We start from the raw sequence: 25,465 nt of genomic DNA, 5'->3' as shown, positions 1-25,465 counted from the left end.
TGCTGAGTCGTTTGGGACGTCAGCTCCAAAGGCGCCGCCACGGTAAGCCCGCGCGGGCGCAGGGGGGTCAGCCGCCGAGGGTGTAGGTGCCGGCGCGCGGCACGGTCACCGCTGTCCACTCGCCGTCGGCGGTGAGCGTGGCGCCTCCGCTGACGGTCAGCCAGCGGTCGTGCCGGACCCGGACCGGCACCCGGCCGGGGCCCGGGACGCGGAAGGTGACGGTGGCGGCGTCCTGCCGGACTAGCTCGCCGGGGGCGCCCACCAGCGGGGTGGGGTCGGCCACGGCGTACAGGCGCCAGTGCGTGTCCGACCAGACCTGGGCGAGGTAGGGCAGGCCGGCCTCGACCAGCTCGGCCTCCGGGCGGCCCACCCAGGACAGTTCGGCGTCGGCGACGGCGACGTACTGCACCGCGTTGTCGGCCAGCCAGGCCTGGTAGCTCGCCGGGGTGAGCGGGACGCCGGTGCCGGCGGCTCCCGGGACGGTGGTGAAGAAGAGCGGGTTGCGGGCGATGTCGGCCTGGCGCAGCCAGCCCCGGGCCAGCGGCAGCTCGCCGAGGTGGGCCGCCTCCCAGTAGTCGCGGGTCGGCGGCACCTCGACCCGGCCGGTCAGCCCGTGCCGGGCCAGCTCGGCCCGCAGCGGCGCGAAGTACGCCGGATCGGCGCTTGGGTCGCCCGCACCGCGCAGGTCGGCGGTGACCACGGGCGGCTGCCACCAGCACCCGGCGGCGAGGAGCGCGGCCAGCGCCACCCCACCGGCCACCCGCCGCCGAGCCACCCGCCCCGGCAGGCGGTCGGCCAGCCACCGGGGGAGCCCTGCGGTGGCCGCCAGGACGGGCAGGGCGAACATCACCACGAGGCGGGTGGCGTTCAACCCGACCGGGGTGTGCAGCAGCGCCGCGGCCAGCACTCCGGCCGCCGACAGCAGGGCGCCCACCCGGACCGGCCGGTACGCCACCAGCGCGGCCACCAGCAGGCTGGTCACCACCGCGTGCAGGGTGTCGCTGCGACTGATGTTCATCCAGCCGCCCTCGCCGAAGAGCAGCCCGGTCACCGCCAGCGGCACGGCGGCCGGGACGGCCAGCAGCAGGCCGTCGGCGTACCGGCGGGTGAGCAGCAGCGCGACGCCGGCCAGGCCGACGAAGAGCCCGGCGACCGGGCTGGCCGCCGAGGCGAGCAGGGCCGCCAGGCCGGCCAGCACGCCGCGCGCCCACCAGGGGTGCCGGGCGGCCGGCCGGGTGAGGGCGAGCAGCGCGGCCAGGCCGAAGGCGACCCCGAGGGCGTACGTCACCCGGCCGGAGACCAGGTTGCCGGCGATGGTGAGCACCCCGACCAGGCTGCCCAGCAGGGGCCGGGGCACCCCGGTCCGGACCAGCAGCGCGGCGAACGCGGTCGCCGAGGCGAGCAGCGCGAGCGCGCCGGTGGGGCGGACCCCGAGCAGGGCCATCAGCGGCGGTGAGATGAGGCTGTAGCCCCACGGGTGGACGCCGCCGTACCAGCGCAGGTCGACCAGCGCCGGCCCGTGGGCGGCGAAGAAGCCGGCGCGGGCCACCTGGGCCGACAGGTCCGAGCCCAGCGGGGGAAGGGTGACATACAGCACGCCCAGGACGAGCGCGGACGCGGCGGACACCGCCACCACCCGACCGCCACGCATGCCCACCTCCTGATCGCGACCCACCGTACTGGCAGCATGTCCGATGTGCCTCACCACCTCTCGCGCTGGATCGGGCTGGTCGGCTCCGTGCTGCTCGCTGTGGCCGCCTTCCTCGGCGGCGCGCTGCCGTACGGCGACCTGCGCCCCACCCCCGTCAGCATCTGGCAGGGCCCGCACGGGCCATTGATCATCAGCACCTGGTTGGCCGGCACGGCGCTGCTGGGCTGGGCCTGGTGGTCGCTGCGCGACCGGGTGCCGTCGACCCGCTGGGTGCTCGTCACGATCGGGCTCTGGCTGCTGCCGATGCTGGTCACGCCGCCGCTCGGCAGCCGGGACGCGTACGCGTACGCCTGCCAGGGCGCCAGCTACGCCGCCGGGATCAACCCGTACGAACAGGGCGTCTCCGCCCTGCCCTGCCCGTGGCTGGACACCATCTCGTACATCTGGCGGGACACCCCCGCCCCATACGGACCGCTGTTCGTGATGATCTCCGGGGCGGTGGTGACCGCCGCCGGCTCGCTGGCCGCCAGCGTCGCGCTGTTCCGGGTGCTCGCCGTGGCCGGGGTGGCGCTGGCCGCCGTGTCCCTGCCGGTGCTGGCCCGCCGCTGCGGGGTGCCGCCGCAGCGGGCGCTCTGGCTGGCGCTGGCCGGCCCGCTGGTGCCCGTGCACCTGATCTCCGGCGCGCACAACGACGCGATCATGGTGGGCCTGCTCACCGCCGGGCTGGCGGTGGTGGCCGCCCGGCCGGGCCGCCCGCTGCCGCTGCTGGCCGGTGGGGTGCTGCTGGGGCTGGCCGGCGCGATCAAGGTCACCGCGCTGGTCGTGGTGCCCTTCGCGGCGCTGGCCGCGATCGTCGGGCCGTACCGGATCCGCGCGCTGGTCCGCCAGGGCGGGTGGGTGGCCGGCGGGGCGCTGGCCGCGGTGGTCGCCGCGACCCTCGCCGCGGGTTTGGGCCTCGGCTTCATCAGCGGCTTGGAGCAGGGCGGGCTGGTGGTCGCCTGGACCTCTCCGCCGACTGCGGTGGGGCAGACCATCGGCTACCTGGCGGTGCCGTTCGGCGCGCATGTCGACGCGCTGCCGGTCACCCGGGGCCTGGCCGTGGTGGTGCTCGGTGCGGTGCTGGTCTGGCTCTGGTTCCGCGCGTTCCGCCGCCAAGATCCGTTCTGGCACGCCGCCCTGGCGCTGGTCGCGACCGTGGCGCTCGCCCCGCTGTTTCACCCCTGGTACTGGACCTGGCCGCTGGCCGTGCTCGCCGCGACCGCCCGCCGGACCGGCTGGTTCGTGATCGTCGCCCTGGTGTCGTCTTTCCTGGTGCTGGCCGACGGCACCGGTTTACCTCGGTACACCAAGATGCCGGGTGCCCCCCTGATGACGCTGTTCGTGATCGTGGTGGCCGTCCGGTTGGTACGGTCGGCTCGGGCGGAACGGCAGCCTACGACAGCTTCAGATCGGCGCGTCTAAAACCGCGCCGCGACCTGAAGCCGTCGCCCCGCAGTCTGAGGAGTAGTGCCGGTGAGCGAGCCCGGCTCGGTGCCCGGCGGGCCGGTCCGCCCGGTCGCCGCCGGGCTCGCCCGGTACGCCGGGCTCGCCGGCGCGGTGCTGCTGACCGTCGCCGCCTGGCTGGGCGGGGCGCTGCCCGACGCCCCGCTGCGCACCACCCTCGCCGGCCTCTGGCACGCCACCTACGGGCCGTCGACCCTCGGCTGCTGGCTGGTCGGCACGGCGCTGCTGGTGGGCGCCTGGTGGTCGCTGCGCTGGGGCGCCCCGTCGACCCGGTGGGCGTACGTGACCGCCGGCCTGTGGGCGCTGCCGCTGCTGGCCGCGCCGCCGATGGGCAGCCGCGACGTCTACTCGTACGTCTGCCAGGGCTGGTCGTGGGCGCACGGCGCCGATCCGTACCGGGTCGGCGTGGCGGCGGCCGGGTGCCCCTGGACCGACACCGTGACGCCGATCTGGCGGGCCACCCCGGCGCCGTACGGACCGTTCTTCGTCCTGCTGGCCGGCCTCGCGGTGCTGTTCGGGGGCGGCCTGGTCGGGGCGATTGTGCTGCTGCGGGTGATCGCGGTGGCCGGGGTGCTGCTGGCCGCGCTCTGCCTGCCCGGCCTGGCCCGCGCGGCCGGCGTGCCGACCCGGCGCGCGGCCTGGCTGGCACTGGCCTGCCCGCTGGTCGGGGTGCACCTGGTCGCCGGCGCGCACAACGACGCGCTCGGGCTGGGGCTGCTCCTGTTCGGCCTGCTGGTGCTGGTCCGTCGGCCGGGCAAGCCCCGCGCGCTGGTGGTGGCCGGGGTGCTGCTGGGGCTGGCCGTGTCGGTGAAGGCGGTTGCCGTGGTGGTGCTCCCGTTCGCCGCGCTCGCCGCGGTGCTGGGCCGCTACACGCTGCGCGTGCTGCTGCGCGACGCGGGCTGGCTGGCCGGGGGCGTGCTGACAGCGCTGCTGGTCACCTCCCTGGCCACCGGGCTGGGCCTGGGCTGGGTGGGGGGCCTCGCGCACAGCGGCGACTCGAAGCAGTGGACCTCGCCGCCGACGGCGGTGGGGTTCGTGGTCGACTACGTGGGCGGCCTGTTCGGGCAGGAGCCGCACGCCGTGCCGGTGGTCCGGCTCGTCGCGCTGGCGCTGCTCGCGGTGCTGCTGGTGGCGCTCTGGTGGCGCGCCTGGACCGGGCTGCGCCGGCTCAACGACGTCCGGCAGCGGGCGGTCCGGCTGGCCGCCGCCCGCCCCCGGGTGGCGCTGCTCGGGGCCGGCCTGGCGCTGGCCGCCACCGAGCTGCTCGCCCCGGTCTTCCACCCCTGGTACGCGACCTGGCCGCTGGCGCTGCTCGCGGTGGCGACGGTGTCGTTGGCCCGGACCGTCTGGTTCGTGGCGCCCTGCGCGGTGGCCTCCTGCCTCACCCTGCCGGACGGCACCAACCTGGCCCGGTTCACCAAGGCCCCGGGGGCGCTCCTGATGACCGCCGTGATCGTGCTGCTGGCGGTCCGGGCGGTGCGGTTGGCGCTGGCCCGACGAGCCGGCTGACCGCGTACGCGGACGGCCGGGCCGGCCCCGCGGTCGCGGAGCCGGCCCGGCCGGTGCTGACGGAGTGCCTGGTCAGCAGTCGAAGTACATGGCGAACTCGTGCGGCGTCGGGCGCAGCCGCACCGGGTCGACCTCGTTGGCCCGCTTCCAGGACACCCAGGTGGAGATCAGGTCCGGCGTGAAGACGCCGCCGTCGAGCAGGTAGTCGTGGTCGGCCTCGAGCGCGTCGAGCACCTCCGGCAGCGAGCCCGGCACCTGCTTGACGTCGCCCCACTCCTCCGGCGGCAGGTCGTACAGGTCCTTGTCGATCGGCGCCGGGGGCTCGATCTTGTTCTTGACGCCGTCCAGGCCGGCCATCATCATCGCCGAGAAGGCGAGGTACGGGTTGCTGGACGGGTCCGGCACCCGGAACTCGACCCGCTTGGCCTTCGGGTTGCTGCCGGTGACCGGGATACGGGTGCAGGCGGAGCGGTTGCGCTGCGAGTAGACCAGGTTGACCGGCGCCTCGAAGCCCGGCACCAGCCGGCGGAACGAGTTGACCGTCGGGTTGGTGAAGGCCAGCAGCGACGGCGCGTGGTGCAGCAGGCCGCCGATGTACCAGCGGGCGGTGTCGGACAGGCCGGCGTAGCCGGTCTCGTCGTAGAACAGCGGCTCGCCGTTCAGCCACAGGCTCTGGTGGGTGTGCATGCCGGAGCCGTTGTCGCCGAAGAGCGGCTTCGGCATGAAGGTGGCGGTCTTGCCGTTCGCCCAGACCTCGTTCTTCACGATGTACTTGAAGAGCTGGAGCTGGTCGGCCGCGTGCAGCAGGGTGGAGAACTTGTAGTTGATCTCCGACTGGCCGGCGGTGCCCACCTCGTGGTGCGACCGCTCGACCGTGAAGCCGTTGTCGACCAGGCGGCGGACGATCTTGTCGCGCAGGTCGGCGAAGTGGTCGACCGGCGGCACCGGGAAGTAGCCGCCCTTGTAGGCGGTCTTGTAGCCGCGGTTGCCACCCTCCTCCTCGCGGCCGGTGTTCCAGGCGCCCTCGATGGAGTCGATGTAGTAGAACGACCGGTGCGCGGAGGTCTCGTGGCGGATCGAGTCGAAGATGTAGAACTCCGCCTCGGCGCCGAAGTACGCGGTGTCGGCGATCCCGCTGGCCGCCAGGTACGCCTCGGCCTTCTTCGCCACGTTCCGCGGGTCCCGGGAGTACGCCTCCCGGGTGAACGGGTCGTGGATGAAGAAGTTCAGCGCGAGGGTCTTCTGCGCGCGGAAGGGGTCGATGAAGGCGGTCGCGACGTCGGGGAGCAGGAGCATGTCCGACTCGTGGATCGCCTGGAAGCCACGGATCGACGAACCGTCGAACGCGAGGCCGTCGGTGAAGAGCGCGTCGTCGACGGACTCGACCGGCAGGTTGAAGTGCTGCATCACGCCGGGCAGGTCACAGAAACGTACGTCGACGAACTTCACGTCCTCGTTCTTGAGGTATCGCAGGAGTTCCTCGGGATTGGCGAACACACGTCCTCCTGGCAGGTCCACTCCGGTGGCTGGCTTCTGGCGACGGTATGGCCGTGGAGTTGCCCGGCCGTGTCTCCCCTGTTTCCGCCGTGTTACGTCCCTCGCGGAGCGTCATCTCGGCCGCTCAGGTGCCGGTCAGTCTCCGTCCGGACGATACTCGCGGTGATGGTGTGGCATCAATTGGCGGCTTTGGTCCGATTCTCCGCTCCGCGCCGAACCGGCGTACCCGGGCAGTGACCGGCACCCCTGGTCACCGCGCCCGTCCCCGGCGGGTGCGTGGCTACCCTTGACCGCTGTGACCGATACCGCCGCCGTGCCGGTGCCGCCCGCCGCGGACCCGACCTTCACGCCCCCGAGCCTCGGCCGCCGCTTCGGCGCGCTGGTCATCGACTGGGTGCTCTGCCTGCTGATCTCCAACCTCTTCGCCGACCCGGTCCGGGACGGCTGGGCCCCGGTCCTGGTGCTGGTCCTGGAATACGCCCTCTTCCTCGGCCTCTTCGCCCAGACCCCCGGCATGTACGTCACGAGGATCCGCTGCCTGGCCTGGGCCGACGGCGGACGGATCGGGCTGGTCCGGGCCCTGCTCCGCGGCGTGCTGCTCGCCCTCGTGGTGCCCGCCGTGATCATGGACGAGCACCGCCGCGGGCTGCACGACCGCCTCACCGGCTCGGTGATCGTCGCCGCCCCCCGCTGACCCGGGCGCCCCGACGACGAAGGAGCCGGCCCCGTGCGGGTCCGGCTCCTTCACGCGTACGGCGGGGGTCAGCGACCCCGGGTCTGGCGGAACGCGCCGCGCGGCGGCCGCATGTTCTTGGGGATCGCGCCCTTGGGCATCTGCGGGCGGGCGGTGAGCGCCTTGAGCCGCTTGTCGAGGGCGTTGACGTCCTTGGGGGAGAGGGAGCGGGGCAGCCGCATCAGGGTGGTGCGCAGCTTGCGGATCGGCAGCTCGTCCTCGCCCTGGCCGATCACGTAGTCGTGCAGGGGGGCGGTGCCGATCACCTTGGCCAGCCGGCGCTTCTCCTGGCCCAGCAGGCCGCGGACGCGCTGCGGGTTGCCCTCGGCCAGCAGGATCACGCCGGGGCGGCCGAGCACCAGGTGGACCATGTCCATCTGGGTGGTGGAGCTGACGGCCGGGGTGACCCGCCAGTCGCCCCGCATGCTCTCCATGATCTGCGCCGCCGCGCCGGGCTGCCCTTCGGCGGCGCTCATCATCGCCGTGTTGGATCGCAGGTTGAGCACGATCAGCACGGCGAGCAGGGCGAGCAGGATGCCGATCGGCAGCCAGAGCCAGCCATAGAGAATGACCGCGACCACGGTGAGCGCGAGCGGGATCAGCACCGCCGCGGCGACCAGCGGCGCGAACCACCGGTCCTGCTTGGCGGTGAACCGGAACACCATCCCGATCTGCTTCAGCCGCTGGCCGAACGAGACCTTCTCCTGGGGCTTTGCCATGCCTGAGAGTCTAGTGGGCGCCCCGCCACCCGTTGATTCCCGGCCGGCCCTCCGCGGCTGAGTACCTTACGCCGCCGTCCGCCCCCTGAGCCGTCCCGGTAAGGAGGGGGCGACGCCGAAGATCAGGCAGGGGACTCATGCCCCGGGGGCACCTTCGCGCGGAAAGTCAGTGTCGACCGCGAAACGACACCGCACGACAGGGGAAACCGAGATGTTCGGCAACGACGCAGAGCTTCTGCTCACCATCCACCGCAGCCACGCCGCCGAGCTCCAGGCCGACGCGGCCCGCGACCGGCTCGCCCGATCGCTGCCCCGCCGCCACCCGCGCAGCTGGCTCGGCCGCCGGCACCAGGCCGCCCGTACCGTCGACGGCCGCCGGTGACCACCCTCGCCGCGCCGGCCGTCGCGGCGACCGCCCCGGCCGGCCGGGACGCGACCGCGATGCCCGGTCCGGCGGCGTCCCCGGCCGGCCCGGTGCCGACCGCACCCGGGCCGGCCGCCACCCGGGACGGGGGACCGCCGGGCGGCACCGGTCCGGCCGCCATCGGGGACGGGGGACCGCCGGACGGCACCGGTCCGGCCGCCACGGGGGCGGCCGGACCGGCGGTCGGCGGCCGGGCAGACCGACCGGCCGGCCGGGACGGTGCCGGCGCCCGTCGTGGCATGCTCGATGCCGTGACCACACGCGCCGCCAGCACCGTCCTCGTCGGCCGCCAGCCGGAGCTGGCCGGGCTGCGCGACGCGTTCGGCCGGGCCCGGGCCGGGGAGCCCGCCACCGTCCTGGTCGGCGGCGAGGCGGGCGTCGGCAAGACCCGCCTGCTGGAGGAGTTCGGCACCCAGGCCTGCGCCGCCGGGGCGCGGGTGCTGGTCGGCCAGTGCCTGGAGCTGGGCGAGGCCGGTCTGCCCTTCGCGCCGTTCGCCGCCGCGCTGCGCGAGGTGCTGCGCCGCGACGGCCCGGCCGCCTTCGCCGGGTACGAGGCGGAGTTCGCCCGGCTGCTGCCCGAGCTGGCCCGGGTGCCGGCCGGCGTCGCCGCGCCCACCGGCCTGCCCGTCTCGGACACCCCGCGCGGCTACCTGTTCGACCTGGTCGCCGACCTGTTCCGGCGGATCGCCGAGGAACGGCCGCTGGTGCTGGTCATCGAGGACCTGCACTGGGCCGACCGGTCCACCCGCGACCTGATCGGCTTCCTGGTGCGGGCCGCCCGGGCCGCCCGCCTGCTGCTGGTCTGCACCTTCCGCACCGACGAGCTGCACCGCGGCCACCCGCTGCGGCCGTTCCTCGCCGAGCTGGACCGGGCGCGCGGGGTGGACCGGGTCGAGCTGAGCCGGCTCGACCGGGACGGCACCGCCACCATCCTCGCCGACCTGCTCGGCACCGAGCCGCCCCCGCGGGCCGTCGACGACGTGCACCGCCGTACCCAGGGCAACCCGTTCTTCATCGAGGAGTTGGCCGCCGCCGGCGACCCCGTCGGCTGCGCGGTGCTGCCGGAGACCCTGCGCGACCTGCTGCTGGCCCGGGTGGACCGGCTGCCCGAGCCGGCCCAGCGGGTGCTGCGGATCGCCGCCGCCGGCGGCACCCGCTTCGCCCACGAGCTGCTCGCCGAGGTCGCCGGCCTGCCCGAGCCCGAGCTGGAGGACGCGCTGCGCGCCGCCGTGGCCGCCCAGCTCGTGGTGGCCGACCCGGACGGCGACTACGAGTTCCGGCACGCCCTGGTCCGGGAGGCTGTGCACGACGAACTGCTCCCCGGCGAGCACGCCCGGCTGCACGCCCGGTACGCCGCCGCGATCGAGGCGCAGCCGCACCTGGTGGCCGCCGGTCGCGCCCCGGCCGAGATCGCCCACCACTGGTACGCGGCACACGACCACCCGCGCGCCCTGATCGCCGCCCGCGTCGCCGCCTGCGCCGCCGCCGACCGGTACGCGTACGCCGAGCAGAGCCGGCTGCTGGAACGGGTCCTCGAACTGTGGGAGCTGGTGCCCGACGCCGCCGAGCGGCTCGGCATGGACCACCTGCGGGTGCTGGAGGAGACGCTGGGCGCGGCCACCACGGCCGGCGACTACAGCCGCGGGTTGACCCTCACCCGGGCCGCGCTGGCCGAGGTGGACACCGAGGCCGAGCCGCTGCGTGCGGCCCGCCTGCTCGACCAGCGCGGCCGGCTGCTGGCGCTGCTCGGCAAGAGCGACGGTGCGGCCGAGCTGGGTGCGGCGTACCGGCTGGCGGCCGGGGTGCCGGACGGGCGGGAGCGGGTGGGCGTGCTCGCCGACATCGCGGCGCACCTGGTGAAGATCGATCCCGAGCAGGCCGCGTCGGTGGCCGCCGAGGCGATGGCCGCGGCCGAGGCGATCGGCGAGGACGTGGCGCTGCTGCCCACCCGGATCGCCATGCTCTGCCGGACCGACAAGGCCCCCGACCTGGGGCTGGCCGAGCTGCGTCGGGCGGAGGCCCGGGCCCGGGCCACCAACAACGCGCCGGCGCTGGTCAGTGCCCTGGTCTACCTCTCCGACGTGCTCTACGAGCTGGGCAGCTACGAGGAGTCGGCGGAGGCGGCCGCGGCCGGGGTGAGCGAGGCGCGCCGGGTCGGGATCAGCCGCTCCACGGGGGCGTACCTGCTGTCGAACCGGGCCGAGGCGCTGATCGCCCTGGGGCGCTGGGACGAGGCCGACGCGGCCTGCGCCGAGGCGGCCCGGATCGACCCGCCGGGCGTCTCCGGGCTGCACTGGCTGCAGCTCCGCGCCGGGCTGCGGCTGGCCCGGGCGCACCCCGCGGCCGACGAGCTGGTCGGGCGGGCGCTGGCCTTCCTGGCCCGGCCGTACCTCTGGCCGAACCACCGGCTGCCGCTGCGCGAGTTGCGGATCGAGGCCGCCCTCGCGGCCGACGACAAGACGGCGGCGCTCGAGGCGAGCCGCGCCGCCCTGGCCGACGAGCGCCTGGTCGACCTGCCCCGCGAGGGGTGGCCGGTGCTCAGCGCCGCGGCGCGGACCGCCGCGCTGGCCGGCGACGCCGAGCTGGCCGGTGAGGTGGCCACCGTGGCCGCCGCCCTGCCCGTCCGCTATCCGGCGGAACGGGCACACGCCGCCCAGGTCACCGCGATCCTGGCTGGTGTTGGCGCTCCTGCCGTCGGCGGTGGCGGCGTGGCGCTGGCGGCCTGGCGGGCGGCGGTGGCGCAGTGGCGGGCGGTCGGGCAGCCGTATCCGCTGGGCCGGGCGTTGCTCGGGCTGGCCGAGGCGGCCGCCTCCGCCGGCGAACGGGACAGCGTCGCCGCCGCGGTACGCGAGGCCGGCGACATCGCCGCCGGGCTCGGCGCCACCCCGCTGGGCGAGCAGGCCGCCGTCCTGGCCCGCCGGGTCGGGCTGCGCACTGGTGGCCGTCCCGGGCCGGACCTGCTCACCAGCCGCGAGCAGGAGGTGCTGCGGCTGGTCGCCGAGGGACACAGCAACAGCCGGATCGCCGAGCGGCTCTTCATCTCGCCGAAGACGGCCAGCGTCCACGTGTCCCGGATCATCGCCAAGCTGGACGTGAGCAATCGGGTGGAGGCGGCCGCGCTGGCCCACCGCCTCGGCCTGCTCGACCCCACCCCGCGCTGACCCGCCCGGGTCAGGGGCGGGGGAGGTAGATCCGCCAGTCCGCGACGGTGACCACGACGAGGGCGCCCGGGCCGGGGCCGAGCCGCTGGTCGAGCCGGGCGGCCAGCGGGGAGCCGGCCGGCGCGACCCAGGCCGCGCGCGGATCGGCCGTCACCGCCCGCCGGTAGCTCGGCAGCCGGTCGAAGCCCGGGCGCAGTTCGTCGTCGACCACCGCGCAGACCACGTCCTCCCCGCTGGCGAAGGTGAGCCGGTTGCAGGTCCAGTAGCCGCCGCGCACGTGCCGTACGCCCAGCCCGCCGAGGGTGTCGACGAGCGCGCGGTGCCGCTCGGCCTCGGCGTGGATGGCCGGGACCCGGGCCATCGCCGCGGCGGTGGCGACCCCCGCAGTACCGAGCATGGCGGCCAGCACGGCGACCGCCGCCAGGGCCGCCACCCGGGCGCGCCGGCCGCCCTCCGCCGGCCCGAGTCCGCCGGCCGGCTCGGCGCTGGCGGACTCCACATCGGCGAGGCGGTGCTGTCCGACCGACCCGGACACCGCCAGATCGCCGACCTGGCGTGGAAAAGGGAGCGGCCACAGCGACCAGAGCAGGGCGGGCGTGGCGACCGTCAGGCAGGAGAGGTAGCGGGCGCTCTCCACCGGTGTCTGCCCGGCCGCGCTGCTCACCGTGTACGCCGCCAGCACGGCCGCCGCTCCGGCGAGCAGCGCCAGCCGCACCGCCGCCGAGACCCGCCGCTCGTCCGCGCCGCCCGAATCGTCGTCGGACCCCGTACCGCCGGCAGGCCCCACCGGCGTGCGGAGGGCGCGCCAGGCGGCCACCGCCCCGAGGAGCAGCAGCACCGGGAACGCGACGGCCCACCAGAGCTGCCAGCCAGCGCAGTGGCTCGGCGAGCAGAAGCCCATGCCGAGCGGCGGCCCGAGCACTGGGCCGCCGTACAGCCGCTCGCCCCAGCCCGCCGCCGCGTCCCCGCCGCCGGCGGCCAGGACCGCGGCCAGCGGGTTGCGGCCGTGCCGGAGGCTGTCCAGCAGCATCGGCGCCGCGCCCAGCAGCAGCGTGCCGGCCACCACCAGCCCGGCCCGGCCGACCAGCTCCCGCCCACGGCGGGCCACCAGCACCGCGCCGGTCCCGAGGATGTACGGCAGCAGCAGCGGGTCGACCCAGAGCATCAGCCCGGACACCAGCCCCCAGGCCGCCCACCGGAGCAGTCGCGCCCCGGCCCGCAGGCGGGTGGGATCGGCATCGACGGCGCGCTCGTCCGGGCCCGGGGGCGCGGCGCGGCTGGACGTCGGCCGCCCCGACGCGCCGGCGCACCGCCCCGACCCGCTGGCGGGTCGGGCCGAGCCGCCGGCGCACAACCCCACGGTGAACAGGGCGAGCGCGACCCCGGCCGGGTTCAGCTCGGGGTAGCCGCCCCCGGCGATGAGCTGGTTCTTGACGACGCGGTCCGAGCCGAGCGCGAGGAAGCCGACGACCAGCAGGGCGAACCAGGCATCTCCGCCGAGCCGGCGGGTGAGCCGCCAGGACAGGGCGAGGAAGAGTGCGTAGAGCGCGAGGGTGGGCAGCCGCAGCGCGAGCACCGACGGTCCGGCGAGGGCGACCAGCGGCGCGGCCAGGTACGCCTCCAGCGTCCCCATGTACGCCTGCCCGTAGAACCAGACCGGGAAGTCCTGCCCGCCGGCGATGTGCAGGGCGGCCAGGCCCATCGTCGCCTCGTCGCTGTTGGTGGGCGGGGCGTCGGCGAGCAGCAGCGCCAGCCGGTACCCGACCCCGGCCAGCCCGACGAGCAGCGCGAGCAGCACCGGCAGCCGGGGCCGCAGGGGCGGGCGCGGGCGGGCGCCCTCGCGTGGCTCCTGGCGTACCCCGGCGGTCATGCCTGCGATCATGGCATCCGGGCGGTGGCCGGCGGCGGGTGACGCGGCCGGCGCCCCCCGCCCGGACGCAGCCGGCGGGTGGCGCGGTCTGCGCCGGCGGCCGGGCCTCAGCCGGCGGCGGGGACGCCCTCGCGGGCGGCAAGCGCCTGCTGGTAGAGGCGCCCGGCCCGGTACGACGAGCGGACCAGCGGGCCGCTCATCACGCCGGCGAAGCCGATCTCCTCGGCCTCCTCGCGCAGCTCGACGAACTCCTCCGGCTTGACCCAGCGGGTGACCGGGTGGTGCCGGGGGGAGGGGCGCAGGTATTGCGTGATGGTGATCAGCTCGCAGCCGGCCTCGTGCAGGTCGCGCAGCGCCTGGGACACCTCGGCCCGCTCCTCGCCCATGCCGAGGATCAGGTTGCTCTTGGTGACCAGGCCGGCGGCCCGGGCCTGGCGGATCACGTCGAGGGAGCGCTCGTAGCGGAACGCCGGCCGGATCCGCTTGAAGATCCGCGGCACGGTCTCCACGTTGTGCGCCAGCACCTCGGGCCGCGACCCGAAGACCTCGGCGAGCTGCTCCGGGACCGCGTTGAAATCGGGGATCAGCAGCTCGACGCCGCACCCGGACTGGAGGGCGTGGATCTGCCGGACCGTCTCGGCGTAGAGCCAGGCGCCGCCGTCGGGCAGGTCGTCGCGGGCGACGCCGGTGATGGTCGCGTAGCGCAGGCCCATCGCGGCCACCGACTCGGCGACCCGGCGCGGCTCGTCGGCGTCGAACTCGGCCGGCTTGCCGGTGTCGATCTGGCAGAAGTCGCAGCGCCGGGTGCACTGGTCGCCACCGATGAGGAAGGTGGCTTCCCGGTCCTCCCAGCACTCGTAGATGTTGGGGCAGCCAGCCTCCTGGCAGACGGTGTGCAGCCCCTCGCGCGAGACCAGCCCGCGCAGCTGGGTGTACTCCGGCCCCATCTTGGCCTTGACCTTGATCCACGGCGGCTTGCGCTCGATCGGCGTCTCGGCGTTGCGCGCCTCGATCCGCAGCAGCCGCCGCCCCTCGGGTGCCGCGGTCGCGGTGCGGCCGGCCTGCGGGGTCGTCGGCGTGGAGTGCTCGATCGTCACGAATCCGAGCCTACGCCGGACGGTGGCCGTCGATGAACGTCGGGCGACCGGCGTCACGCCGCAGATGTTGTGACACCGGACACCGACGGTGAAAAAAGGTCGTCACAGCGGCCGGTACGGGGTGCTAACGTGCCGGCAAAGCTGCGACGGAGCCGAGTAGCGCGCCGACCCGCCAGCGCAGAGAGCCGCCGGTTGCTGGAAGGCGGTCTGGCGCCGGCGCGTGAAGACCCTCCCGAGCTGCGGGAAGAACGGCGCTTGTGCCCGGCAGGGCCCCCTCTCCACGCCTCCGGTGGAGCGGGTGACCCTGCTCACCGCGCCCAGTAGAGCCCGCCGGCTGGCCCCCGTCACGGGCGACGAACGAGGCTCCCGCTCCGGCGGGGGCGAAGGTGTGGTGGCACCGCGAGGATCCCGCTCGCCCACACCTCCCGGGGATCGCGTTGCGATTGATCGAGGAGGTAGCCGTGCAACGCATCCTTTCCACCCAACTGTCCGCCCACGTCGGCGAGTCCGTCCGGATCGCCGGCTGGGTGCACCGCCGCCGGCTGCTCAAGTCGGTGGCCTTCCTGATCGTCCGCGACGCCGCCGGCCTGGCCCAGGTGGTGGTCGCCGACCCGGCGGTGCGCGCGGTCGTCGAGAAGCTCACCGAGGAGACCGTCGTCGAGGTCGTCGGCACGGTGGTCGCGAACGACACGGCGCCCGCCGGGGTCGAGCTCACCGTGCCGACGGTACGGCTGCTCGGCCCGCCCGCCGTCCCGCCGCCGTTCGACCTGTACCGGCCGGCGCTCACCGCCACCCTGCCCACCCAGCTGGACCACGCGCCGACCGCGCTGCGCCACCCGACCCGCTCGGCGGCGCTGCGGATCTCGGCGGCGGCGGTGGCCGGCTTCCGGGCCGCCCTGGACGCCCGCGACTTCGTGGAGATCCACACCCCGAAGGTGGTGGCGTCGTCCACCGAGAGCGGGGCGAACGTGTTCGCGCTGGACTGGTTCGGCCGGCCCGCCTACCTGGCCCAGTCGCCGCAGTTCTACAAGCAGCTCATGGTCGGCGTCTTCGAGCGGGTGTACGAGGTGGGGCCGGTGTTCCGGGCCGAGCCGCACGACACCGTCCGGCACCTGGCCCAGTACACCTCGCTCGACGTCGAGCTGGGCTTCGTCGCCGACCACCGGGACGTGATGGCCGTGCTGCGGGACACCCTCGCCGGCATGCTGGGGGCGGTCGCCGACCGGGCCGGCGCCGCGCTGGCCACGCTCGGGGTGGCGGCGCCCGAGGTGCCGGCCGAGATCCCCGCCGTGCACTTCACCGAGGCGCTGAAGATCGCCGGGGCGCCGGCCGACGAGCCGGACCTCGCCCCCGCGCACGAGCGGGCGCTGGGGGAGTGGGCCCGGCGCGGGCACGGTTCGGACTTCCTCTTCGTCACCGGGTACCCGATGGCGAAGCGGCCCTTCTACACCCATCCGGACCCGGCCCGGCCGGCCTACTCCAACGGCTTCGACCTGCTGTTCCGGGGGTTGGAGCTGGTCACCGGCGGGCAGCGGCTGCACCGGTACGAGGACTACCTGGCCGCCCTCGCCGCGCGCGGCGAGCCGGTCGAGCCGTACGCGGGCTACGTGGACGCGTTCCGGCACGGCATGCCGCCGCACGGCGGCTTCGCGATCGGCCTGGAACGCTTCGTGGCCCGGCTCACCGGCGCGGCCAACGTCCGGGAGGTGACCGCCTTCCCCCGCGACCTGCACCGGCTCACCCCGGCCGCTCCGGCCCCGGGCCGAGCGGCGCGGTATGAAGGACGGACGGGCGAAGGAGCAGGATGGGCGAGCAGGCGCGGGCGACGCTGCGGGGCCTGCTGCACGTCCGTCCGGCCCGGGGCGCCCACCGGGTCGCGCTGCGTGCCGGGATCAGCGTGCTGCTCCCGCTGCTCGCGGTGCTCGCCCTGGACCGCCCCGCCTGGTCGGTGTACGCGGTCTTCGGGGCGTTCACCTCGCTCTACGGGCGGAACCACGTGCACCTGTCCCGGGCGGCCATGCAGGCGAGCGCGGGGGCTGTGCTCACCGGGTCGGTCATCCTCGGGGTGCTCGTCGGGTCGCTGGCGTCGCGGGCGTGGGTCGCGGTGGCGGTCACCGCGGCCCTCGTGGCGCTGGGTGCGGTGCTCGCCGCCGCGCAGGACTGGCACCCGCCGGGGCCGCTGTTCCTCGTCTTCGCGTTCGGTGCGGTGGCCTCGGCCCCGCACCGGGTCGCGGACGTGCCGGTCGCCGCGGCCGTGGCCGGGTTGAGCAGCCTGTTCGCGCTGCTGGTCGGCAACGTGGGCAGCCTGCTGCGGCGGCAGCGGGGCCGGCCGCCCCGGCTGGCGCACGTGTGGACCTGGGAGCCGGTGCGCTACGCCCTCGCCGTGGTGCTGGCCGGCGGCACGGCGACCGCCGTCGGGATCGGCCACCCGTACTGGGCGATGGTGGCGGCGGTCGCTCCGCTGAGCGTCCAGGGTGTCACCGCCCAACTGGTCCGCGCCGCGCACCGGATCCTCGGCACGCTGCTCGGGCTGCTGACCAGCGCGCTGCTGCTGGCGCCGCACCTGTCGCCGTACGCCACCGTGCTCGTGGTGGCGGGGCTGCAGATCGTCACCGAGCTGCTGGTGGGGCGCAACTACGGCCTGGCGCTGCTGTTCATCACCCCGATGGCGCTGTTGATGGGGCAGCTCGCGGCGGCCCGCCCGATCGGGCAGCTCCTCTTCGATCGGGGGGTGGAGACGGTCATCGGCGCCCTCATCGGCGGCGTGATCGTGCTCTGCGAACCGTGGGTTCGGGCGCGGATCAGCCCTGCTGGGCGGTGACCCGGTCGTCCGCCTCGCGGCCCACCGGCGCCTGCGGGGGCGCGATCGGGAGGCGGCGCTTGTGGTCGGTGGCCCGGTAGCGGGCCACCAGCGCCTCGGCCACCTCCGGCGGGACCGGCCGGCCCTCCAGGAAGTCGTCGATCTGCTCGTACGTCAGGCCGAGCGCGTCCTCGTCCAGCTTGCCCGGGTCCAGGCTCTCCAGGTCGGCGGTGGGCGCCTTGCCGACCAGTTCGGCCGGGGCGCCGAGCGCCTGGGCGAGCGCGCGGACCCGCCGCTTGGTCAGCCCGGTCAGCGGCACCACGTCCGCCGCCCCGTCGCCGTGCTTGGTGAAGAAGCCGGTGACCGCCTCGGCCGCGTGGTCGGTGCCGACGACCAGGCCACCCATCGCCCCGGCGACCGCGTACTGGGCGATCATGCGCTGCCGGGCCTTGACGTTGCCGTGCACGAAGTCCCGCTGGGCGGCGTCGATGAAGTCCAGCCCGGCCGCCACCAGCGCGTCCAGGGCGGCGTCGCTGGCCGGCTTGACGTCGACCGTGAGCACCCGGTCGGGCCGGATGAACGCCAGGGCCGCCTGGGCATGGTGCTCGTCGGCCTGCACCCCGTACGGCAGGCGCATCGCCACGAACACCGCCGGGTGGCCGACGGCGCGGGCCCGCTCGACGGCGAGCTGGCAGAGCCGGCCCGCGGTGGTCGAGTCCACCCCGCCGCTGATGCCGAGGACCAGCGTCGTCAGCCCCGTGTCGACCAGGCGGTCGGCGAGGAAGACGACCCGGCGCTCGATCTCCACGGCGGCGTCGAAGGTCGACGCCACCTGGAGTTCCTCGGCGATCTGCCGCTGCGTCGAGATCAGGTCGGTCATCGGGTCCTTTCCGGTTCAGGCGGGGCCGAGTTGCAGGCGGGCCGAGTTCAGGCGGGGCCGAGGAGGTCCCAGGGGTTGCCCTCCAGGTCGCGGAAGACGGCGACCCGGCCGTACGGCTCGGTGCGCGGCGGCTTGACGAACTCGACGTTCGCCTCGCGCATCCGGCGGTAGGTGGCGTCGAAGTCGTCGACCTGGAGGAAGAAGCCGACCCGGCCGGCGGTCTGGTCGCCGACCACCGCCTCCTGCCGCTCGCCGTCGGCGCGAGCCAGCAGCAGCCCGGTCCCGCCGCCGGGCGGGCGGACCACCACCCAGCGCTTCGGGCGGCCGTCGTTGGTCAGCGACGGCTTGTCCTCGGCCAGCTCGAAGCCGAGCACCTCGGTGAAGAACGTGATCGCCGGGTCGTAGTCGGCGACGACCAGGGTGACGAGATCGATCCGCACCGGACGAGAGTACGCGATCAGCCCGGCAACTCGGCCCGGCGCTGGCGCAGGTGGTCGGCCTGCGGAACGCTCAGGTCCAGGGCCAGCGCCCGGTCGTACGCGGCCGCCGCCTCGGCCGGGCGGTCCAGGCGGCGCAGCAACTCGGCCCGGGTGGCGTGCCACCACGGGTACCCGGTCAGGCCCTCGACCGCCTCGACCAGGGCGAGCCCGGCCGCCGGCCCGTCCCGCTCGGCGACCGCCGCCGCCCGGTTCAGCCGGACCACCGGCGTGTCGTGCACGGTGAGCAGCACGTCGTACCAGGAGACCACCGCGTCCCAGGGGGTCCGGTCGTACGACGGGGCCAGCGCATGGCAGGCGGCGATGGCGGCCTGCACGACGTACCGGTCGGGGTGGTGCGGGGTGCGGCGCAGCGCCCGCCCGACCAGCTCGACCCCCTCGGCGATCCGGGCCGCGTCCCAGCGCGAGCGGTCCTGGTCGGCCAGGAGCAGCGGCCGGCCCTCGGCGTCGCTGCGGGCTGCCCGCCGGGAGTCCTGGAGCAGCAGCAGGGCCAGCAGGCCGAGCACGGTCGGCCCGTCCGGCATCAGCTCGGCCAGCAGCCGGGCCAGCCGCAGCGCCTCGTCGGCCAGGCCGGTGCGGACCAGGTCGCCGCCGGTGCCCGTGGCGTAGCCCTCGTTGAAGATCAGGTAGACGGTGGCGGCGACCCCGGTCAGCCGCTCAGGCAGCTACTCCGCCTCCGGCACCCGGTAGGGGATGCGGGCCTGGGTGATCTTCTGCTTGGCCCGGGTGAGCCGCTTGGCCATCGTGGCCTCGGGGACCAGCAGGCCGCGGGCCACCTCGGCGGTGGTCAGCCCGCCGAGCGTACGCAGCGCCAGCGCCACCTGCGACCCGCACAGTCGTGGCGGTCGCGGTCGGGTAGAGCGCCTGGCCTCCCCGCAGCACCGCCCGCGCGCCCGCCGGAACTCGCGATACTCCGCCAGCTCCGCGGCCTGCTCCGGCTGGCTCCAGTCGACGTCGGCGGTGTAGGTCAGCGCGACGTACATGGGCATGATCGCCTCCGGTGGTCGGTGGCCGGCGTGGTCGCCGGCCTGCTCACCCTAGGGACGATCGGCGGGCTGCCCTCCGGGACACCACGCGGCGGATTGTTTCTCAGACCTGCACGAGGGTCGGCAGGTGGCGTTCGACCACCGGGAGCACGTCGGCGACGGTGACCGGGCGGCCCAGCTCGGCGGTGAGCGAGGTGGTCCCCGCGTCGCGGATGCCGCACGGCACGATCCGGTCGTAGTACGTCAGGTCGCAGTCGCAGTTGATCGAGAAGCCGTGCAGAGTCACGCCCCGGGCCACCCGGATGCCGATCGCGGCCACCTTGCGGGCCGGGCCGCGGTCGTCCTCGGGCACCCAGACGCCGCTGCGCCCCTCGACCCGGCCGGCGGTCAGCCCGAACTCGGCGCAGACCTCGATCAGCAGCTGCTCGGTGCGCCGGACGTACGCCACCACGTCCACCGGGTCGGGCAGCTTGACGATCGGGTAGCCGACCAGCTGCCCCGGCCCGTGCCAGGTGATCTTGCCGCCGCGGTCCACGTCGATCACCGGGGTGCCGTCCATCGGCCGGTCCCACGGCTCGGTCCGCTTGCCGGCGGTGTAGACGCTGGGGTGCTCCAGCAGCAGCACCGTGTCGCCCTGCTCGCCGGCCACCACGGCCTCGTGCAGCCGGCGCTGCTCGTCCCAGGCGGCCTGGTAGTCGAGCACACCGGCACGGACCGGGGTCAGCCCGGAAGTCGTCACGCTCACCCGTCCAGCCTAGTCCCGCCACCTGCCGGTGCGCCCCTGTGAGCCTCGTCGCGTCAGGCCGGCGGGACCCGCCAGACCCACACGTCGTCCACCCGCTGGGGCGGGCCGAGCAGGCCGGTGGCGGTGCGCAGCAGGGCCTCCTCGTTGATGTCGTACTTGGCGCCGTGCACCCGGTCGGCCAGGACCACCGTCTCGACGTGCCAGTAGCGCAGGTCCTCCCGGCTCTGCCGGATGCTGCCCTCGGTGATGATCGGCACGAGCCCGGTCCGCCCGGCCTGATCCATCAGCGAGTCGAAGGTCCGCGGCACTGGCCCGATCCGCCCCCGACCCTCCGGGCCGCCCGGGCCGAGGAAGAAGCCGGCCGGGATGCGGAACTCGCCCTGCCGGTGCGCCAGGGCGTACGCCTGCCAGCGCTGGCCGTCCGGGGTGACGTCGACGGTCAGCGGCAGTGGGGTGAGCACCCCGCCGGGGGAGACGTACTGCTGCCAGGTGCCGTTGGTGATGAACTGCGGGACGGGCTCCCGCACGCTGGTCAGCAGCGGGGTGGGCAGCAGCGGCACCAGCGCGACGGCGAAGCCGAGCGCCCAGGCCGCCGTGGTCACCCGGTGCCGGGGTGGCCGGGCGCGGAGCCGGTCCACCGTGTGCGCCAGCAGCAGCCCGATCACCGGCGCGACCACCAGCGCCAGCCGCGAGGGCAGCGCCGCGTTGATCACCGGCAGGTTGTCCAGCACCCCGAACGGGAGGAGTTGGCCGGTGCGCCGGCCGTTCCACTTGGCCGTCGGCCCCCAGGAGAGCACCGCGAAGACCACGGCGGTGACGCCGAGCGCGGTGAGGCTGGCCCGGAACGCCCGGTCGGCGCGCCGCCAGAGCAGCCCGAAGCAGGCCACCGCGAGCAGCAGCAGCGGGATCCCGAAGAAGGAGTTCTCCTCCGTCGGGTTCGGCGCCAGCGAGGTGCCCAGCCCGGCCCAGCCGGCCAGGGACCGGCGCGGGTACGACCCGTACGCGGCGATGTCCTCGGAGTGGATGAGCGGGTCGAAGCCGGTGCCGTGGAAGCGCTGCGGCCCGGCGAAGTGCAGCCACAGCGGGTACGCGAGCAGCGCCCCGGCCACCAGCGCGGTCACCCCGAGCCCGGCCGCGAAGCGGGGCAGCGCGGCGCGGACCTCGGCCCGGCGGGCCGGGTGCAACGCCCACACCAGCAGGAACAGGGCGAGCGCCAGGGCGGTGAAGAAGAGCCCTTCGGCGGCGATCGAGAAGGCGACCGCCACCAGCAGCCCGAGCACGATCCCGCCGCGGACCGCCCGGCCGGGGCGGCGCAGCCGGAACACGCCCCAGATCAGCAGCGGCACCAGCCAGCCGGCGGTCCAGTTCAGGTGCGCGTTGGCGTGCGAGACCATCGCCGGGCAGTAGGCGATGAAGAGCGCGCCGACGGCGGCGGCCAGCCGGCTGCCCACCAGGTATCGGCTGAGCAGCCAGTACCAGGCCACCCCGGTGGCGGCGAGGTTGAGGGTGAGGATCACCAGGAACGTCGCGGGCGGCCCGACCAGATACGTCAGCGGCGCGAAGAGCACCGCGTACACGGTGATCGAGGTGTTGACCGCGAGGTTCACCCCGTCCGGATTGTTGATCAGGTGGGTGTAGAACGGGTTCTCCCCGTGGCTGACGGCGTGCCCGCCGAAGGCCAGCAGCCACTCGAAGAGCGCCTGGTCGCTGGAGTTGACGGTGATGGCCCGGGTGTCCGGGTTCCACCACAGGCCGCTGGTCACCCAGAAGGCCAGGGCCACCGCGGCGAGCACCACGACCAGGTCGGCCCGCCAGCTCCGGTTGGCGGGCTCGGGGGACCGGTCGGTGACCAGGGTCGGGGAGGTCGGCACGCAGCGGACGTTACCAACCGGAACTGGACACGCCGGTCAGACACGAAACCTCGCGGTCGCTTCCGTCGCCCGCGGCGACACACTTCGATCTTCATGAATGTGTGAGTGGCGGCCATGTCGGGCCGCGCAACCCGGACGTAACGTCTCGGCAACTTCAGCGTGACTCAGTTCACAATTCGCCGTCCGGAGGTCGCCATGCGCCGCTCCTCATCCATCCTCACCCGCCTAGCCGGGGCGGCGGCCGGGGTCGTGCTGGCCGCGGCCGCGGCGCTCACCGTCGCCCTCCCCGCCCAGGCCGCTTCGCTCACCCAGGTCACCGGCTTCGGCTCCAACCCGGGCAACCTCGGCATGTACGCGTACCGGCCGGACGGCCTGCCGGCCAACGCGCCGGCCGTGGTGCTGCTGCACGGCTGCACCCAGAACGCCGCCGGCTACTTCGCCAACTCCGGCTGGCAGAAGTACGCCGACCTGTGGAAGTTCGCGCTGATCGTGGCGCAGCAGCCGGCTGCCAACAACTCCAGTTCCTGCTTCAACTGGTTCGAGACCGGGGACACCGCGCGCGGCCAGGGCGAGGCCCTGTCGATCAAGCAGATGGTCGACTACGCGAGGACCAACTACGGCACCGACGCCGCCCGGGTGTACGTGAGCGGCCTGTCCGCCGGCGGGGCGATGAGCGCGGTGATGCTCGCCACCTACCCGGACGTCTTCGCCGCCGGCTCGGTCATCGCCGGCCTGCCGTACCGCTGCGCCACCAGCAGCACCAGCGCATACTCCTGCATGAACCCCGGCGTCGACAAGACCCCGGCCCAGTGGGGTGACCTGGTCCGCAACGCCTACCCCGGGTACGCCGGGAAGCGGCCGCGGGTGGCGATCTGGCACGGGACCGGTGACTACACCGTCGCCGTGGCGAACGCCGTCGAATCCCGGGACCAGTGGACCAACGTGCTCGGGGTGTCGCAGACCCCCACCAGCACCGTCACGCTGCCCGCTGGCACCAGCCTGGAGGTGTACGGCAGCGACCAGGTCCGGCTCTACCGGGTCGCCGGGATGGGCCACGGCACCCCGGTCGACCCGGGCTCGGCCACCGACCAGTGCGGGACCGCCGCCGCGTACTTCCTGGACACCATCTGCTCGACGTACCGGGACGCGCTCTTCTTCGGCCTCGACGGTGGGGTGACGCCCAGCCCGACGCCGACCGCGTCGCCGACCCCGACGACGCCGCCGGCCTGCGTGACCGCCAGCAACTACGCCCACGTGAGCGCCGGCCGGGCCTACCAGTCCGGCGGCTACGCCTACGCCCTGGGCAGCAACCAGAGGATGGGCCTCTACAACACCTTCTACACGACCACCCTCAAGCAGACCGGCCCCAGCTACTGGGTCATCGGCTGCTGACCGCCCGCCGCCGCTCCCGCCGGGTCACTCGGTGAGGGCGGCGTGCAGCGCGCTCGGCAGGTCACGGTGGGCCCAGGTGAAGCCGGCCTTGGTCAGCACGCCGGGCAGGACCCGCGCGCTGGTCAGGGCTTCGTGGGCGAAGCCGCCGAGGGCGATCTTCAGGGCCAGTGCGGGGACCGGCATGATCGCCGGCCGGTGCAGCTGGCGGGCCAGTTCCCGGGCGAACTCGGCGTTGGTGACCGGGTTCGGGCCGGCCGCGTTGACCGGGCCGGCGAGGTCGTCGCGGGCCAGCAGGAAGGCCACTGCGTCCAGCCAGTCCCGCATCGAGATCCAGGGCAGCCACTGCCGGCCGCTGCCCAGCTTCCCCCCGACGCCCAGCCGGAACGGCAGCAGCTGCGGTTTGAGCATCCCGCCGGCGCGGTCCAGCGGCAGGCCGGTGCGCAGCCGCACCACCCGTACGCCGGCGTCCTCGGCCGGCCGGGTCGCGGCCTCCCAGACCCGGCACACGTCGGCCAGGAAGCCCTCGCCGGCCGGGGCGTCCTCCTCGACGACCCGGTCGCCCGTGTTGCCGTACCAGCCGACCGCCGACGCGTTCAGCATCGCCGCGGGCCGGTCGGCGGCGGCCAGGCCGGCGATGGTGATCGCCAGCGTGGTGGTGGTGTCCACCCGGCTGGTCCGGATCAGCCGCTTGTACTCGTCGTTCCAGCGCCGGTCACCCACCCCGGCGCCGGCCAGGTTGACCACCGCGTCGGCGTCGGCGACCACCGCCGGGTCGAGCTGCGCGGCGGACGGTTTCCACTGCCGCTCGGCCGGCTTGCGCGGCGGGTGGCGGACGAGACGGGTGATCTGGTGCCCGTCCGCGGTAAGCCGGTCGACCAGTCGGGTGCCGAGGAAGCCGGACACTCCGGCCATGAGGATCCGCATGCTCATATCTTCGGGTACGGACCCGGCGCCGGATGCGTTGAGCGGCATACGTCACTCGCCGGTCCGGCCCGGACGCGGGCGGTCGACGGCTGACCGGGGCGGGAGGCCGCCGCCAGTTCGCTGTCGAGCTGATGGCACGGATCAGCGTGCCGCCCCGGCCGGGCGCAGGTCGGCCAGGAGCCGTTCCACCTCGGCGAACGCCTCGGCGGGCAGCGGACCGAGCGCGAGCGTCGCGAAGTTCTCCTCCGCCTGGGCCACCGTCCGGCAGCCGGGGATGGGCACCGTCCGCGGGCTGCGGGCCAGCAGCCAGCCCAGCGCGCCCTGGGCGGGCGTACGACCGTCGGCGGTCAGCGCCTCCCGGATCTGCGTGACCCGGGCCGACCACTGCGGGGTCGGCCGCCCGTCGGTGAACCAGACCAGCCACTCCGGGGCCACCCCCCGCACGTCGTCCCGGCCGACCGCCCGGGTCGAGCCGGTGAGCAGGCCCATCGCGAGCGGGCCCCGGTCGAGGCTGGCCAGGTCGAGCGAATCGCAGACCGCCAGCATGTCGGGGTTGTCGTGGAGCACCGACTCGTCGTGCTGAATCGCGGTGCAGTGCGGTCCCGCCTCGGCGAACGCCCGCGCCGACGACGGATTGTCCGTGCTCCAGCCGTACGCCCGGATCTTGCCCTGGGTGACCAGGCCCTCCAGGGTGTCGATCAGATCGAGCGCGGCGGACGCCGGCAGGTCGTTGATGTGCAGCTGGTAGAGGTCGACGTGGTCGGTGCCGAGCCGGCGCAGCGACTCGTCCAGGCTCGCCACCGCGTACGCCGGGCTGGCGTCGGTGCCGGTCCAGCGCCGGCTGGCCTCGTCGGAGCGGTTGCCGAACTTGGTGGCGATCACCGCGCCGTCGCGCCGCCCGGCGAGGGCGCGGCCGAGGACCCGCTCGCTGTGGCCGGCGCCGTAGTTGCTGGCCGTGTCGAAGAGGGTGACGCCCAGGTCGAGCGCCCGGTGGATGGTGCGGACAGACTCGTCGTCGTCGACCTCGCCCCAGCCGAACGGCTGCCCGCCGTCGCCCCACAGTGGCCCGCCGATCGCCCAGCATCCCATGCCGACCGCGCTGACCGTGATGCCGCTGCGGCCGAGTGTCCGTGTCATCGTCATGCGGTCCAGTGTTCGACTTCGAGTGCTCTCCAAGTCAAGGCCTGCGCTGCCCCTCCCGTCGCC

20 protein-coding genes and 1 pseudogene are annotated in these 25,465 nt (G+C 74.9%); 8 read left to right on the top strand and 13 right to left on the bottom strand.

All coding sequences use genetic code 11. The features are described 5' to 3' along the window. Positions 1-67: 67 nt before the first annotated feature. Positions 68-1,651, bottom strand: a complete 1,584-nt coding sequence (locus tag ACFYM6_RS04880; RefSeq protein ID WP_387272316.1) for a hypothetical protein — start codon at positions 1,649-1,651, stop codon at positions 68-70. Between the two features lie 45 nt (positions 1,652-1,696). Here ACFYM6_RS04880 and mptB (ACFYM6_RS04875) point away from each other — a divergent pair, with 45 nt between their 5' ends. Beyond that, the gene (gene mptB / locus ACFYM6_RS04875; RefSeq protein ID WP_387272802.1) at positions 1,697-3,112 is read left to right on the top strand and encodes a polyprenol phosphomannose-dependent alpha 1,6 mannosyltransferase MptB; all 1,416 of its coding nucleotides are present in this window, start codon (positions 1,697-1,699) and stop codon (positions 3,110-3,112) included. Positions 3,113-3,163: 51 nt separating this feature from the next. Then, positions 3,164-4,663, top strand: coding sequence for a polyprenol phosphomannose-dependent alpha 1,6 mannosyltransferase MptB (gene mptB, locus ACFYM6_RS04870; protein ID WP_387272314.1), 1,500 nt, complete (start codon positions 3,164-3,166; stop codon positions 4,661-4,663). Between the two features lie 72 nt (positions 4,664-4,735). On the opposite strand, the gene glnA is transcribed toward mptB (ACFYM6_RS04870), so the two are convergent. Beyond that, a complete protein-coding gene (gene glnA / locus ACFYM6_RS04865) occupies positions 4,736-6,160 on the bottom strand; it encodes a type I glutamate--ammonia ligase (RefSeq protein ID WP_387272312.1) in 1,425 nt (474 codons plus the stop codon). Positions 6,161-6,455: 295 nt separating this feature from the next. Here glnA and ACFYM6_RS04860 point away from each other — a divergent pair, with 295 nt between their 5' ends. Further along, entirely contained in the window at positions 6,456-6,854 is a 399-nt protein-coding gene (locus ACFYM6_RS04860; RefSeq protein WP_073833684.1) for an RDD family protein, read from the top strand. A gap of 68 nt (positions 6,855-6,922) precedes the next feature. Here ACFYM6_RS04860 and ACFYM6_RS04855 read toward each other — a convergent pair whose 3' ends face one another. After that, entirely contained in the window at positions 6,923-7,612 is a 690-nt protein-coding gene (locus ACFYM6_RS04855; protein ID WP_073833683.1) for a DUF4191 domain-containing protein, read from the bottom strand. Positions 7,613-7,823: 211 nt separating this feature from the next. Here ACFYM6_RS04855 and ACFYM6_RS04850 point away from each other — a divergent pair, with 211 nt between their 5' ends. After that, entirely contained in the window at positions 7,824-7,994 is a 171-nt protein-coding gene (locus tag ACFYM6_RS04850; RefSeq protein WP_387272310.1) for a hypothetical protein, read from the top strand. Next, positions 7,991-11,197, top strand: coding sequence for an AAA family ATPase (locus tag ACFYM6_RS04845; protein WP_387272308.1), 3,207 nt, complete (start codon positions 7,991-7,993; stop codon positions 11,195-11,197). The genes ACFYM6_RS04850 and ACFYM6_RS04845 overlap by 4 nt, the downstream gene beginning before the upstream one ends. Before the next feature lie 10 nt (positions 11,198-11,207). Here ACFYM6_RS04845 and ACFYM6_RS04840 read toward each other — a convergent pair whose 3' ends face one another. Next, positions 11,208-13,067 (bottom strand): DUF423 domain-containing protein, encoded by a 1,860-nt coding sequence (locus ACFYM6_RS04840; protein ID WP_387272306.1) that lies wholly within the window; start codon positions 13,065-13,067, stop codon positions 11,208-11,210. A 107-nt stretch (positions 13,068-13,174) separates the two neighbouring features. After that, positions 13,175-14,221, bottom strand: a complete 1,047-nt coding sequence (gene lipA, locus ACFYM6_RS04835; protein ID WP_357434995.1) for a lipoyl synthase — start codon at positions 14,219-14,221, stop codon at positions 13,175-13,177. Positions 14,222-14,625: 404 nt separating this feature from the next. Between lipA and aspS the strand changes: the two are divergent. Continuing rightward, positions 14,626-15,909: pseudogene (aspS, locus tag ACFYM6_RS04830) on the top strand (aspartate--tRNA(Asn) ligase); the annotation flags it as partial. A gap of 491 nt (positions 15,910-16,400) precedes the next feature. After that, complete coding sequence (locus tag ACFYM6_RS04825; RefSeq protein ID WP_387272304.1) at positions 16,401-16,985, top strand: FUSC family protein; 585 nt, start codon at positions 16,401-16,403, stop codon at positions 16,983-16,985. Here the strand turns inward: ACFYM6_RS04825 and nadE are convergent. From nadE to ACFYM6_RS04795, 6 genes are all read right to left on the bottom strand, one after another. Beyond that, the gene (gene nadE, locus ACFYM6_RS04820) at positions 16,966-17,844 is read right to left on the bottom strand and encodes an ammonia-dependent NAD(+) synthetase (protein ID WP_387272302.1); all 879 of its coding nucleotides are present in this window, start codon (positions 17,842-17,844) and stop codon (positions 16,966-16,968) included. The genes ACFYM6_RS04825 and nadE overlap by 20 nt on opposite strands. A 47-nt stretch (positions 17,845-17,891) precedes the next feature. Next, positions 17,892-18,284: a VOC family protein gene (locus ACFYM6_RS04815; protein ID WP_357435000.1), complete on the bottom strand. Its 393-nt coding sequence runs from the start codon at positions 18,282-18,284 to the stop codon at positions 17,892-17,894. Between the two features lie 17 nt (positions 18,285-18,301). After that, positions 18,302-18,994: a DUF6596 domain-containing protein gene (locus ACFYM6_RS04810; protein ID WP_387272800.1), complete on the bottom strand. Its 693-nt coding sequence runs from the start codon at positions 18,992-18,994 to the stop codon at positions 18,302-18,304. 12 nt (positions 18,995-19,006) lie between these two features. Beyond that, the gene (locus ACFYM6_RS04805) at positions 19,007-19,330 is read right to left on the bottom strand and encodes a sigma factor-like helix-turn-helix DNA-binding protein (protein ID WP_387272300.1); all 324 of its coding nucleotides are present in this window, start codon (positions 19,328-19,330) and stop codon (positions 19,007-19,009) included. A 100-nt stretch (positions 19,331-19,430) separates the two neighbouring features. Beyond that, complete coding sequence (gene lipB / locus ACFYM6_RS04800) at positions 19,431-20,072, bottom strand: lipoyl(octanoyl) transferase LipB (RefSeq protein ID WP_387272298.1); 642 nt, start codon at positions 20,070-20,072, stop codon at positions 19,431-19,433. Positions 20,073-20,125: 53 nt separating this feature from the next. Next, positions 20,126-21,943, bottom strand: coding sequence for a DUF2079 domain-containing protein (locus ACFYM6_RS04795; RefSeq protein WP_387272296.1), 1,818 nt, complete (start codon positions 21,941-21,943; stop codon positions 20,126-20,128). Positions 21,944-22,138: 195 nt separating this feature from the next. Here ACFYM6_RS04795 and ACFYM6_RS04790 point away from each other — a divergent pair, with 195 nt between their 5' ends. Then, the gene (locus ACFYM6_RS04790; protein ID WP_387272294.1) at positions 22,139-23,335 is read left to right on the top strand and encodes a PHB depolymerase family esterase; all 1,197 of its coding nucleotides are present in this window, start codon (positions 22,139-22,141) and stop codon (positions 23,333-23,335) included. Positions 23,336-23,359: 24 nt separating this feature from the next. Here the strand turns inward: ACFYM6_RS04790 and ACFYM6_RS04785 are convergent, their stop codons facing one another. Together ACFYM6_RS04785 and ACFYM6_RS04780 are read right to left on the bottom strand one after the other, a co-directional pair. Continuing rightward, a complete protein-coding gene (locus ACFYM6_RS04785) occupies positions 23,360-24,259 on the bottom strand; it encodes a TIGR01777 family oxidoreductase (RefSeq protein ID WP_387272292.1) in 900 nt (299 codons plus the stop codon). A 141-nt stretch (positions 24,260-24,400) separates the two neighbouring features. After that, entirely contained in the window at positions 24,401-25,402 is a 1,002-nt protein-coding gene (locus ACFYM6_RS04780) for an aldo/keto reductase (protein ID WP_387272290.1), read from the bottom strand. Positions 25,403-25,465: the final 63 nt, after the last annotated feature.

It is taken from the genome of Micromonospora sp. NPDC006431 (assembly GCF_042870725.1).
Classification (GTDB): domain Bacteria; phylum Actinomycetota; class Actinomycetes; order Mycobacteriales; family Micromonosporaceae; genus Micromonospora.
This window is presented reverse-complemented; position numbering and strand designations above follow the sequence as displayed.

Bases quoted from the DNA above. Each gene is read 5' to 3' on its own strand.
- ACFYM6_RS04880 (WP_387272316.1), bottom strand. From the start codon at position 1,651: ATGCGTGGCGGTCGGGTGGTGGCGGTGTCCGCCGCGTCCGCGCTCGTC.
- ACFYM6_RS04855 (WP_073833683.1), bottom strand. From the start codon at position 7,612: ATGGCAAAGCCCCAGGAGAAGGTCTCGTTCGGCCAGCGGCTGAAGCAG.
- ACFYM6_RS04850 (WP_387272310.1), top strand. From the start codon at position 7,824: ATGTTCGGCAACGACGCAGAGCTTCTGCTCACCATCCACCGCAGCCAC.
- ACFYM6_RS04840 (WP_387272306.1), bottom strand. From the start codon at position 13,067: ATGACCGCCGGGGTACGCCAGGAGCCACGCGAGGGCGCCCGCCCGCGC.
- nadE (WP_387272302.1), bottom strand. From the start codon at position 17,844: ATGACCGACCTGATCTCGACGCAGCGGCAGATCGCCGAGGAACTCCAG.
- ACFYM6_RS04805 (WP_387272300.1), bottom strand. From the start codon at position 19,330: ATGCCCATGTACGTCGCGCTGACCTACACCGCCGACGTCGACTGGAGC.
- ACFYM6_RS04790 (WP_387272294.1), top strand. From the start codon at position 22,139: ATGCGCCGCTCCTCATCCATCCTCACCCGCCTAGCCGGGGCGGCGGCC.
- ACFYM6_RS04785 (WP_387272292.1), bottom strand. From the start codon at position 24,259: ATGCGGATCCTCATGGCCGGAGTGTCCGGCTTCCTCGGCACCCGACTG.
- ACFYM6_RS04780 (WP_387272290.1), bottom strand. From the start codon at position 25,402: ATGACGATGACACGGACACTCGGCCGCAGCGGCATCACGGTCAGCGCG.